11 protein-coding genes are annotated in these 11,773 nt (G+C 68.9%); 4 read left to right on the top strand and 7 right to left on the bottom strand.

Annotated features, from left to right (window positions below; genetic code table 11):
* Position 1 precedes the first annotated feature (1 nt).
* On the top strand, positions 2-2,173 hold the full coding sequence (locus AC5P09_RS18980) for a RecQ family ATP-dependent DNA helicase (RefSeq protein ID WP_493875013.1): 2,172 nt from the start codon (positions 2-4) through the stop codon (positions 2,171-2,173).
* 284 nt (positions 2,174-2,457) lie between these two features.
* Positions 2,458-3,093, top strand: a complete 636-nt coding sequence (locus AC5P09_RS18975; protein WP_266432910.1) for a hypothetical protein — start codon at positions 2,458-2,460, stop codon at positions 3,091-3,093.
* A 302-nt stretch (positions 3,094-3,395) separates the two neighbouring features.
* Here the strand turns inward: AC5P09_RS18975 and AC5P09_RS18970 are convergent, their stop codons facing one another.
* The 3 genes from AC5P09_RS18970 to AC5P09_RS18960 all read right to left on the bottom strand — a co-directional run bounded on the left by AC5P09_RS18970 (position 3,396) and on the right by AC5P09_RS18960 (position 5,512).
* Positions 3,396-4,037: a hypothetical protein gene (locus tag AC5P09_RS18970; RefSeq protein ID WP_493875012.1), complete on the bottom strand. Its 642-nt coding sequence runs from the start codon at positions 4,035-4,037 to the stop codon at positions 3,396-3,398.
* Positions 4,038-4,104: 67 nt separating this feature from the next.
* Entirely contained in the window at positions 4,105-4,806 is a 702-nt protein-coding gene (gene rnhB, locus AC5P09_RS18965) for a ribonuclease HII (protein WP_493875011.1), read from the bottom strand.
* An 82-nt stretch (positions 4,807-4,888) separates the two neighbouring features.
* Positions 4,889-5,512: a TetR/AcrR family transcriptional regulator gene (locus tag AC5P09_RS18960; protein WP_493875010.1), complete on the bottom strand. Its 624-nt coding sequence runs from the start codon at positions 5,510-5,512 to the stop codon at positions 4,889-4,891.
* Positions 5,513-5,699: 187 nt separating this feature from the next.
* Here AC5P09_RS18960 and AC5P09_RS18955 point away from each other — a divergent pair, with 187 nt between their 5' ends.
* Positions 5,700-7,247 (top strand): MFS transporter, encoded by a 1,548-nt coding sequence (locus AC5P09_RS18955; protein ID WP_266432916.1) that lies wholly within the window; start codon positions 5,700-5,702, stop codon positions 7,245-7,247.
* 334 nt (positions 7,248-7,581) lie between these two features.
* Here the strand turns inward: AC5P09_RS18955 and AC5P09_RS18950 are convergent, their stop codons facing one another.
* The 3 genes from AC5P09_RS18950 to AC5P09_RS18940 form a co-directional block, all read right to left on the bottom strand.
* Positions 7,582-8,487 (bottom strand): ADP-ribosylglycohydrolase family protein, encoded by a 906-nt coding sequence (locus AC5P09_RS18950; RefSeq protein ID WP_493875009.1) that lies wholly within the window; start codon positions 8,485-8,487, stop codon positions 7,582-7,584.
* 12 nt (positions 8,488-8,499) lie between these two features.
* Positions 8,500-9,159, bottom strand: a complete 660-nt coding sequence (locus AC5P09_RS18945) for a histidine phosphatase family protein (RefSeq protein WP_493875008.1) — start codon at positions 9,157-9,159, stop codon at positions 8,500-8,502.
* Positions 9,160-9,277: 118 nt separating this feature from the next.
* On the bottom strand, positions 9,278-9,883 hold the full coding sequence (locus AC5P09_RS18940) for a YdbC family protein (RefSeq protein ID WP_307677721.1): 606 nt from the start codon (positions 9,881-9,883) through the stop codon (positions 9,278-9,280).
* A gap of 148 nt (positions 9,884-10,031) precedes the next feature.
* On the opposite strand from AC5P09_RS18940, the gene AC5P09_RS18935 reads away from it, so the two are divergent.
* Entirely contained in the window at positions 10,032-10,565 is a 534-nt protein-coding gene (locus AC5P09_RS18935) for a TerD family protein (protein WP_493875007.1), read from the top strand.
* 107 nt (positions 10,566-10,672) lie between these two features.
* On the opposite strand, the gene AC5P09_RS18930 is transcribed toward AC5P09_RS18935, so the two are convergent.
* The gene (locus tag AC5P09_RS18930) at positions 10,673-11,605 is read right to left on the bottom strand and encodes a hypothetical protein (RefSeq protein ID WP_493875006.1); all 933 of its coding nucleotides are present in this window, start codon (positions 11,603-11,605) and stop codon (positions 10,673-10,675) included.
* Positions 11,606-11,773 lie beyond the last annotated feature (168 nt).

The following is an 11,773-nucleotide window of genomic DNA, read 5'->3' as shown; positions in this document are numbered from 1 at the left end:
TATGACGCACACGAGCAACGCGGAATTGCGCGCGGCAGCCGATGCGGTCCTCACCCGTCTGGTCGGGGACGGCACCGGATCGGCCCGACTGCGCGAGGACCAGTGGCGGGCGATCGAGGCGCTGGTGGCGGACAAGCGCCGGGCCCTCGTCGTGCAGCGCACGGGCTGGGGCAAGTCCGCGGTGTACTTCGTGGCGACCGCCCTGCTGCGCGAGCGCGGAGCGGGGCCGACCGTCATCGTCTCTCCCCTGCTCGCGCTCATGCGCAACCAGGTCAACGCGGCTGCCCGCGCCGGTATCCACGCCCGGACCATCAACTCCTCCAACACGGAGGAGTGGGAAACCATCCAGGCCGAGGTCGCCGCGGGCACGGTCGACGTGCTGCTGGTGAGCCCGGAGAGACTCAACAACCCGGACTTCCGCGACAACGTCCTGCCCGAACTGGCCGCTGCCACCGGACTCCTCGTCGTCGACGAGGCCCACTGCATCTCCGACTGGGGGCACGACTTCCGCCCCGATTACCGGCGGCTGCGCACCATGCTCGCCGACCTCCCGTCCGGCGTTCCGGTGCTCGCCACCACCGCCACCGCCAACGCACGGGTCACTGCCGACGTGGCCGAACAACTGGGCACAGGCACGGGCACGGACGCGTTGGTGCTGCGTGGCCCGCTGGACCGCGAGAGCCTCAGTCTCGGAGTGCTCCAGCTGCCCGACGCGGCCCACCGGCTTGCCTGGCTCGCCGATCACCTGGGTGACCTGCCGGGTTCCGGGATCATCTACACCCTCACGGTCGCTGCGGCCGAGGAGGTCACCGCCTTTCTGCGGCAGTGCGGTCACACCGTCGCCTCCTACACGGGAAAGACGGAGAACGCCGAACGCCAGCAGGCCGAGGAAGCCCTCCTCGCGAACCGGGTCAAGGCGCTCGTGGCCACTTCCGCACTCGGCATGGGATTCGACAAGCCCGACCTGGGCTTCGTCGTCCACCTGGGTTCGCCCTCCTCCCCCATCGCGTACTACCAGCAGGTCGGCCGTGCCGGGCGCGGCGTCGAACACGCCGAAGTCCTCCTGCTGCCGGGCCGTGAGGACGAAGCGATCTGGGCCTATTTCGCCTCCGTCGCGTTTCCGCCCGAGGAGGCCGTCCGCCGCACCCTCGACATCCTCGCGCAGGCGGACCGCCCCTTGTCGCTACCCGCGCTCGAACCCCTCGTGGAGCTGAACCGCACCCGCCTGGAAACCATGCTCAAGGTCCTCGACGTGGACGGCGCCGTCCATCGCGTCAAGGGCGGCTGGGTCGCCACCGGCACCCCCTGGTCGTACGACACCGAGCGGTACGCATGGGTTGCCAAGCAGCGCGCCACCGAGCAGCAGGCCATGCGCGACTACGCCACCACGAGCGACTGCCGCATGGAGTTCCTGAGGCAGCAGCTGGACGACGACGAGGCCGCCCCCTGCGGCCGTTGCGACAACTGCGCCGGCCCCCGTTTCACAGCTGAGGTCTCCCCGGACGCACTGGACACCGCCGGCGGCTCGCTCACGCGCGCGGGTGTCGTGGTGGATCCCCGCAAAATGTGGCCGACCGGACTCCCGGCCATCGGCGTCAACCTCAAGGGCCGTATCCCGCCCGGCGAGCAAGCCACCCCCGGCCGGGCGCTGGGCCGGCTCTCCGACATCGGCTGGGGCAACCGGCTCCGCCCCCTCCTCGCGCCCCACACCCCGGACGCCCCGGCGCCCGACGACGTGATGAACGCCGTCGTGACCGTACTGGCCGACTGGGCCAAGGCACCGGACGGCTGGGCGTCCGGCAGGCCGGACGCCCCACCCCGTCCCGTCGGCGTGATCACCATGCCCTCGCGCACGAGGCCACAGTTGATCCAGTCGCTCGGCAACCGAATCTCCGCGGTCGGTCGTCTCCCCCTGCTGGGCTCCTTGGCCTACACGGACCATGCGGCCGAGCTGTCCCTTCCCCGCTCCAACAGCGCCCAACGCCTGCGTGCCCTCGAAGGAGCGCTCGTCGTCCCCCCGCCCCTGCAGGAGGCCCTCCATGCCGCGCCCGGCCCCGTGCTGCTCGTGGACGACGTGACCGAGACCGGCTGGACCCTCGCGGTCGCCGCCCGCCTGCTCCTGCGGTCCGGTGCCCAGAGGGTGTTGCCACTGGTCCTGGCGGTACGCGGCTGAGCACGCGCGAGACGATGCCCGCACTCCTGCGCCGACGTACGAACGTGCCGTGCTCGAACGTCCCGTGCGTCGTCTCCCAGAACACCGGGTAGGGATATAAGACGCCAATCGCCAGAAAAGGTTCGGTAGGCCCAATTGCTCGTTGCCGCAACCAAGTTCGACAGGAAGAATTGAGGTCCGCTCCCCGCACGGCTCGTCCGTGATCAGGTAGGGCTCTGCTGCGGTGTGCGCTCCCCCGAATCCGACCCCGCCCGCAGTATGGGCGCGTAGCCGAAGGGAGGACCGTGACCTTCGGATTCGCTCCGTCCTCCGCGGCGTCGACGTCGTCGCCTGCCGACCTGTCCGCCGCATCCGCCAATCCTCTGGCCCGCATGCTCGAACCCGCGGAGTGGGCCGCCGCGGGAATCCCCCTGCTGAGCAATCCCCGCGAGGTCGTCAGCGGACTGCACACGCGCCACCGTCCCAAACCGGCAACCGCGATCGTGGCGGTCCTCGACCCCGACGAGCGACTACGGGCGAGCGCCTCGTTCACCCGCCGCCCGGCACCGGCGGACGGGTGGATGTCCCGCAACGTGCTGCTGGCCCAGCTTCGCCGGGTGATCCCGCACGACCTGCGGCGCCGCACACCCGTGCGCACCGCCGTGCTGCTCTACTGCCGCGAGGGTGACGCCCGTTGGACGGAAGAGGACGGCGCGTGGATGTGGGGACTGCGTGACGCCTGCACTCTGCACGGGTTGCGTTGCGGGGCGTACATCACGCTGACCCGGGACGGCTGGCAGGTCATCGGCGAGGGCCGAGGCGGACGCCGCCCGAACGTGGACTCGACACCTGAGCCCTTCGCCACCTCCGAGGCGCCGCCTCCGCCGCCACGCACGGGCGGCGCCGTCTCTGAGGTCCTGCGCCGCGCGGCGGCCCGCTGACACGCCCGAGCGTTGTGCACGCGGGCCGCGCGCTGATGCCGTACTCGTAGGCCGTGGTGCGCATTCACGGCACACAGCCGAGTCCGTACGACAACTCCGAGCACCGGTACGGGGAACACCCCGTCGGCACGACGGACAGCCACGGCATGACCCGGCCCGCAATCGCGCAGAACAACACGCGGCACCCGCACATGGATGCCACCCCGCCCGGGTTGCAGGCACACAGAAACGACCGCCGTGCAGGTGCCGCCTGGGCGGCACCCTTTGTCACCCCAGCATGCCCCGGACGTACCGGACGCGGCTCAGACGCCAGTACCCAACACCGAGTTGATCTGCTGCGGGTCGCCGCAGACGATCAGCAGGGCACCGGCCCGGGCATGAGCGAGCGGTAGGGCCTCGGCGGCGGCCGAGTCGGGGCCGCCATTGACGGCGACCACAACCACAGGACGGGCAGCGGCGCGGGAAGCCATGGCGGCGTCCGTATAGAAGACGTCGTCGGCAGCGTCGTGCTGCGCCCAGTACGACGCTTCACCGAAGGACAGCTCATGGACGGCCCACGGGTGCTGTTCGCCGGTGGTGATCACCAGCACGTCACCGGGGGCGCGACCCGAGTCCAGCAGCAGGTCGACGGCTTCTTCGGCAGCATCGAGCGCACCCTCGGCGGAGGCCGGGATCAACTGGATCTGCGGGGTCACCGTGGCCGGAGCGGCGGCGACAGGGGTGGCGGGGCCCGACGGTCCGGGCGTGGCCACGGCCACGTCGCGCGGCGTACGTTGCACCGGCGGCGCGGGCCTCAGCGGGCCTGGGCGACCGGGGCGCGGGTGAGCCGCGGGGCGGGGGCCGGGTACAGGACGAGGGGTCGGCGCGTTACGGCCGCTGGCCGGAGTGGCGCGGGGACCCTGGGCACTCTCGTGAATCTGAGGCTCCTCGGGAATGAGAGGCATGAGCTGACATTTATCAAACGTTGGTACGGCTCGCGTCGGCGGGTGGCACAGAGTGCGATCGGAACCGTCAGAAATCGAAGCCGAGCTGCCCCTCGATCTCCGGAACGCTTCCATCCGCCCAGCTGCGGACCTTCTTGAGGTGCCGCCACTGGGGCAGCGCATCAAGATACGCCCACGACAACCGGTGGTACGGGGTGGGGCCCCGCTCCTCCAGTGCGGCCTTGTGCACGGGCGACGGATACCCGGCGTTGGCCGCAAAATCGAAGTCTGCATGGTCGATGCCCAGTTCGGCCATCATTTTGTCGCGCTGAACCTTGGCGATCACGGAGGCCGCTGCGACGGCCACGCACGACTGGTCGCCCTTGATCACCGTACGGACCTTCCAGGGCGTCCCGAGGTAGTCGTGCTTCCCGTCGAGGATCACCGCGTCGGGACGGCTCGGCAGAGCATCCAGGGCGCGCACCGCCGCGAGCCGCAGAGCGGCCGTCATGCCCATCTGGTCGATCTCCTCCGGGGAGGCATGTCCCAGGGCGTAGGACGTGACCCAGTCCCGCAGCACGTGGGCGAGCTGCGTGCGCCGCTTGATGCTGAGCAGCTTGGAGTCGGTGAGACCTTCGGGAGGCCGGCGCAGTCCGGTGATCGCCGCGCAGACGGTGACGGGACCGGCCCACGCGCCGCGCCCCACCTCGTCGACACCGGCAATGATCTTCGCTCCGGTCGTGGCGCGGAGGGAGCGCTCGACGGTGTGAGTAGGCGGTTCGTACGGCATGGCGCCCTTAGCCTACGCCGACCGGATCACCCTCCGACACCCCGGTTCCCCGAAGAGGCTTCACGGGCACCGCGAACCCCGGTCATCCGCCGGTCGGCCGCAACAGCGGGAGCATCAACTGGTCGATCATCTCTTCGAGATCCCGATCATTCCATTCACTTGCGCACATCTTGGATCGGTACATCAGCATCGCCGGGATGACATCGAATACGTAGCCGTTGGCCGCATCGTCCCGCACCTCTTTACGCTCTATGCCACGAGTAATGATCTCGCGTAGCAGCCTGAGGGTCGGCTCCACGACCCCTCCGAAGATCACGCCGTGGAAGCGTGCCGCCTGGGCGGGGTCGCATTCGTGAATCACCGCGCTGAGCGCGAAGCCGGGACGCGAGAACATCGCATCCCGCGCCCGCCGACACAAGGTGAGCAGGTCCTCGCGCACGCTGCCCAGATCGGGTGCCTCCTCAAAAGGCGGCAGCCCGGCCTGGAGCGCGTCCGCGACGAGGTCTTCCTTGGACGGCCAGCGGCGATAGACCGCAGCCTTCCCGGTCTGGGCGCCGGCGGCGACGCCTTCCATCGTGAGGCCTTTCCAGCCGACCGTACTGAGCTGATCCAGGGCGGCATCGAGGATCGCGCGTTCGAGCACGGCGCCGCGCCGGCGAAGGGAGACCGTCTGAGCGGGGGCGGCCGTCCAGCGCGAGGTAACCATCTGAGCGTCTCCAACAGACAGGGGAAGTGGAAATTCCGGGAGCAGGGGGAATGCCGCGCGGCAACAACGGGGGACGTGCCGCACGACAAGAAGCCGAGTGAACGCTTGCGTTCACTACTTGGGACTCACTACCGTTGACGCAACAGTGAACGCCATCGTTCACTAGGGCACTTGTGGGGGACCCATAGTGACAACCTCTCAGTTGACTCAGGACCAGAAACCAGGTGCGGCCCGCCGGGAGGGACATCCCGGCATCGCGCTCACCGTCATCGCGGCCTGCCAACTCATGGTGGTGCTCGACGCGACGATTGTGAATATCGCGCTCCCGCACATTCAAGACGCGCTCAAGTTCAGTACGACCGACCTCACCTGGGTCGTCAGTTCCTACACGCTCACCTTCGGCGGCCTGCTGCTCCTCGGCGGCCGGGCCGGCGACATCCTCGGCCGCCGCCGGGTCTTCATGGCCGGGATCCTGCTGTTCACCTTCGCCTCGCTGCTCGGCGGCCTTGCGCAGGAGCCCTGGCAGTTGCTGGCCGCACGAGTCCTGCAGGGAGTGGGAGGCGCGATCGCGTCGCCCACCTCTTTGGCTCTCATCACCACGACGTTCCCCGAAGGGCCGGAACGGAACCGGGCCTTCGGCGTCTTCGCCGCGGTCTCCGCGGGCGGCGGTGCCATCGGCCTGCTCGCGGGCGGCATGCTCACGGAGTGGCTCGACTGGCGGTGGGTGCTCTTCGTGAACGTACCCATCGGCGTGCTGATCGCCGTACTCACACCGCTGTACATCAGCGATTCCGAACGGCACACCGGGCGCTTCGACGTCGCGGGCGCACTGACCTCGACGGCGGGCATGGCCCTGCTCGTCTACGGCTTCATCCGCGCAGCGGACGAGGGATGGCGGGACAGCCTGACCATCGGCTCCTTCGGCGCCGCCGTGGTCCTGCTGCTGGCCTTCGCGTTCATCGAGTCCCGCGCCAAGGAACCGATAACGCCGCTCAGGATGTTCGCCGACCGGAATCGCTCGGGGACCTACGTGATCATGCTGAGCCTCGCCGCGGCGATGTTCGGCATGTTCTTCTACATCGTGCTCTTCGTGCAGAACGTGCTGGGGTACACCCCGATCCAGGCGGGTCTCGCCTTCCTGCCCGTGACGGTCGTGATCGCGCTGGGGGCCGGCCTGTCCCAGCGATTCCTGCCGGTCCTCGGGCCCAAGCCGTTCATGATCGTGGGCTCGGCGCTCGCGACGATCGGGCTGGGCTGGCAGGCCCTCATCAGCTCCGACAGCTCTTACGTCGGCGGTGTGCTCGGGCCGATGCTGGTGTTCGGCTTCGGCATGGGTCTGAACTTCGTGACGCTCACGCTCACCGCGGTCTCCGGTGTCGCCCAGCACGAGGCGGGCGCGGCATCCGGACTGCTCAACGCCACGCAGCAGGTGGGCGGTTCGCTCGGCCTGTCCATCCTTACGACGGTGTTCGGCTCGGCCAGCAAGGACGAGGCGGAGAAGCAACTGCCAAAGTTCCTCGCCGAGGGTTCGGCGGAGCAGAAGGCCGAGTTCGGGCAGACCCATCAGCTGCCCGCCCCTTGGGGGCACGAGGTGCTCGCTCAGGGCATCTCGACGGGCTTCATCGCGGCCGCGGCAATGGCCGTACTCGCTCTGGTCACCGCCTGGTTGGTGATCAGAGTCCGAAAGAGCGACCTGGATGCCCTCGCCGGCACCGCGGGTCCGGGCATCGGCTGAGCCGACAGTCCCCGTACAACGCTGCGAATGGCCGGCCCCGGTCCGGGAGACCGACGGCGACGGCGGTCCGGCCATTCGCACGACGCGCGCTCGGGCCAGCACGGCCAGCACGGCTGGCAGTGTCAGCAAACCGCCTACGAAATGCATGACCCACCCCCTGCGGCCCTCGGATGTCACCTGCCTGTGCGAACCCATTCATCACACAGCGGATACTGCGAGAACGCCCGAGTGGTCACACAGAGTTCCCGACGCACACAGAGAGTTCCCGATCGAACCGCAGACCGCGCCCCGTCGACGGACAACGGCCGCGGCAGAAACGCCGCGGAAGGTCCCGTCAGCTGGAGGTGGGCACCCAGTCGGGCAAAGCCTCCGTCTGCTCCACCCACGCGGCCGGTGGCGTCCCCGCCTTGCCGGAGGCGATCACCCCACCCATGATGGCGCAGGTCGTGTCCACGTCACCGCCGACCTGCGCAGTCGTCCAGAACGCCCGCTCATAGTCCCCCAGCCCTCTGGCGGCCGACCAGAGCGCGAAAGGCACGGTGTCGTGGGCCGTCGTACGCCGGCCGCAGCCCAGCACGGCCGCGACGGTGCCTGCATCCGCGTAGTCGAGCATGTCCCGGGCACGCCGCAGGCCCGCGCCGACAGCGCTCTTCGGAACGAGCGCGACGACGCCGTCGAGAAGCGCCTCCGGGCTGGGCGGCCCGCCGGGAGCGGCGGCCAGCGCGGCGGCCGCGGCGACGGCCATGGCGCCGACCACGGCCTCACGGTGCTGGTGGGTGGGGTACGAGGAGATCTCGGCCTGGTGGGTCGCCTGCTCCGGGTCGTCCGCGTACCAGGCACCCAGGGGCGCGATCCGCATCGCGGCACCGTTGCCCCAGGACCCCTGGCCGTTGAAGAGCTGGGCGGCGAGCTCTCGCCAGTCACCGCCTTCCCGGACCAGTCGCAGCAGGCGGTTGACCGCGGGGCCGTAGCCACGGTCGAAGTCGTGGTGGTCAGCGAAGGAGTGGGCGAGGGCGTCCTGGTCGATGCGGTGGTGGGCGGCCAGGACCGCCACCACGGAGCAGGTCATCTCCGTGTCGTCCGTCCACTGCCAGGGACCGGGCGGCAGCTCGCGGTGCTTCAGCAGCGGGTAGTTCACCGGTACGAAGAACTGTGAGCCCAGCGCGTCCCCCACGGCCAGTCCGCGCAGGCTGGCCAGGGCGCGGTCCAGGCGCCCGTCGGGAGAGGAATCAGCGGTCATCGCCCTGCCACCCTATCCGGTGATCCCGTACGGCTCCGGATCCCGCCAGCGTTCGAAGGGCCGGTCGAGCACATACTTGCCGTCGTCTCCGAGAACGAGCATCCGCATCTCCGCGTTCCCCGGATTGGCCAGCGACTCGAACTCCGCGACCGTCCAGTGGAACCAGCGCATGCAGAACAACCGCATGGCAAGGCCGTGGGTGACCAGCAGCACGTTCGGCGGATGGTCGGGGGCCTCGAAGCTGCGGTACAGGCTCTCCAGGAAACCGCCGACCCGGTCGTACACGTCGGCGCCGGACTCGCCCTGGGCGAAGCGGTAGAAGAAGTGTCCGTACGCGTCCCGGTAGGCCTTCTGCAGCCGGACGTCGTCACGGTCCTGCCAGTTTCCCCAGTCCTGCTCACGCAGCCGGGGCTCCTCGCGCACGCGTATGAGGTCGGGGTCCAGATGAAAGGCACGCAGGGTCTCGTGCGTACGGCGGTAGGGGGAGACGTACACACTGACGCGCTCGCGGCCGAACACCTCGCGCAACCGCTTGCCCGTCTCCTCGGCCTGCTGCCAGCCCTGGCCGGTCAGGCCCAGGGAGTGGTCGGGTTCGCGCTCGTACACGGTGTCATCAACATTGCCCGTTGACTCGCCGTGTCGAACAAGGACGATGCGCCGTGGTCGTGCCATGCCAAAACCCTAGATCGGTTGAGGGCCGATCGAGCACTCGTACGGCCTCCATACAGCGTAGGTCACATCTTCCGGCACCAAGAGCCACGGTAAGACGCACGAGTAACAGGTGCGGACGTCAAACCGTCCAGCTCGGTTCGAGCTGGACAATGTCGCCCGTGAGGGCGACTACGTCCGCCTCGATCTGGGCCCGCAGGGCCAGGCGCTCCACGCGCTCGGTGCGGTACTTGCCGTGTTCGGCGGCCGACAGCCACATCGACAGCACCAGGAACTCGTTTCCCGGCGCCTCTCCGAACAGTCCGCGGATCATGCCGGGGGAACCGGCCATCGCCGGGTTCCAGACCTTCTCCTGCATCAGTGTGAAGTGCTCGGCTCGCTCCTCGTGAACGCGGCAGTGGGCGACCCGTACCAGGTCGGCGTCCGAGAACCGCGGTTCGAAGCCGGTCTTCACGTCGAAGCGGTAGTCGAACAGTTTGACCTGGCTGTCCTTGAAGGTGCCCGACTGTGCTGCCGCCAGGCGGTCGTGGGAGCGAGCCATGAAGGAGTCGTAGAAGGCACGGCTCTCCCAGAAGGCGAAGATGTGCGCCACACCCTGCCGTCCCCGGCTCCAGCCACCACCCTGCCCCCGAAACCCCGGCTCCCCCAGAAGCCCCGCCCACTTTCGCTGCCCCCGCTCGAAACCGCGGCGGTCCACCACGGTGCAGCGAATCCACTTGACCAGCACCGCGCCATCGTAAGGCCACGGAGCGTGGCGTCGGTCACCCTCGGGCGGAGAGCTCGCCCCCAAGTGCACGGGCGCGCGTGGCAGGATGGGCAATCTGCCTTGTCTGCCCGGCAGTTCGGGCGGCACCACTGGGGGAAGGGGAAGTCTGGTGAACGGCCTCAAGAAGGGCATCCGCAAGGTCGAGATCGCCCTGAAGTGGGACCCGAGTCCGGCGGGACGGCCGCCCACCGATCTGGACGTCGTCGCCGCCACCTACCTGGCGAGCGATCCGTACGGGGATCCCGCGTATGTAGTGCACTTCGACAGCCGCTCCCCCGACGGCACCATCTACCTCAACCGCGACAGCAAGGACGGCAAGGGCTTCGGTTGGGACGAGGTCATGACGGTCGAGCTGGACCGGCTGGACGCCCGCTACGCGCGCGTGGTCGTCGGCGTCATCATCCAACAGCGCTCCGAGCACCGCACTTTCGTCAGTGTGATCAATCCGGCGCTCCGTATCCGTGAGGGCTACACCGTCCTGGCCGAGGACAACTTCGGCGACATTCTGGGGGCAACAGCGGCGACGGTCGCGGAGCTCGTGCGCGAAGGGTCCGGTACCTGGGACTTCCATCCCGGCGTCCAAGGCTTCGAGGACGACCCGTCGACGTTCACGGCAACGATGGGGCGGGCGCGCCACGCGTAGCGAGGTCCAGGGCGGTGGCGCCGGGAATCGGCGCCACCGCCCTGACCGTGGGTTCACACCCAAGGGATGCCGAGGGTCCGGTGGAGAGCACTTGTTCCTGGCACGCGCTATTCCTCAGCTCTCGCCCTGTCGTGCTGGAAGGCCCTCAGTTTGAGCTCCGATGCCACAGAGTCGGACAGCCACGTGATCCGGCCATCCTCGGCAGCGAGTCCTTCACGCGCTGTGGCACACCAGTCCTCCTTGTCGAGCAGCGCGAGGTACGCAGCTCGGCCTCGTTCCCAACCCGCCTTCGAGCCAGGATCGTCGGTGCCGATCGGTGTCTCATTGGTCAGGTATTGGGCGATCGTCGCCGCGGCGAAGTAGCGCTCGCCCACGAAGTAGCCGTTCAGGAAGTCGCCGTCGGCCGCCCTCCGCAACAGCCAGGGTCGGACGATCGGGTCACCCTCCACGAGCCGGCACAGAGCCTCCACGATGTAAACCCTGCCCCAGCCGGTCACCCGCTCCGCCAGCCAGATCAGTGCATCCGCACCGCCGGGCAAGCGCTCAAGGCCCCGTGCTGCGAGCGGGCCGAAGGTACAGGAGAGCAGTCCGATGATCTGGATCAGAGGGATGTCGTCCACCGTGCCCACGGCAGCGAGCAAGGCCAACCCGACCGTGACGGCGGACGTATCGGTCGCGTGCCGCACCAGCCACCGACCGACTTCCCGTGCGCGGACTTCCCCAGCCATGCCGGCGGCGGTGACGATGTGCTCGATGGGGTGAATCGGCACGTAGACGTCATGGAAGCGGTCGTTCAGCGCACTCGGCACAGCGTCCGGATCGGCGAAGTGCTCGTCGAGGATCCGGGCGACATCGGCTCCCACCAGCTTGCGGTCGCGCGGCGCTTTCGGGCGAGGTCCACCTCGGCGCCGTCCCTCATAGGGATACGGCTCGCCTTCGCGTGGCAGGGGCTTGTCCGGCGACAGCCGATGCAGTCGGAGCGCGTGGCCGAACAGCGTTGTCTGATCTCCGGGCAGTCCCATTCCGGGTGTCTCGCTCACAGGCGAGCAGAGGACTCGATTCTCTTGATCACGCCCACGAGCGTGCCATCGCAGCGCCGTGACAACAAGCCCCCTTCGGTAGACGGCGCCCGGATCGGTGCTTCTCGTCAACCACCCTCACAGGGGGCCTGTAGGGCGGTTGCGCTGGATGCAACATTGGTGCGGGCG

The organism is Streptomyces sp. a15, from assembly GCF_059026085.1.
This window is presented reverse-complemented; position numbering and strand designations above follow the sequence as displayed.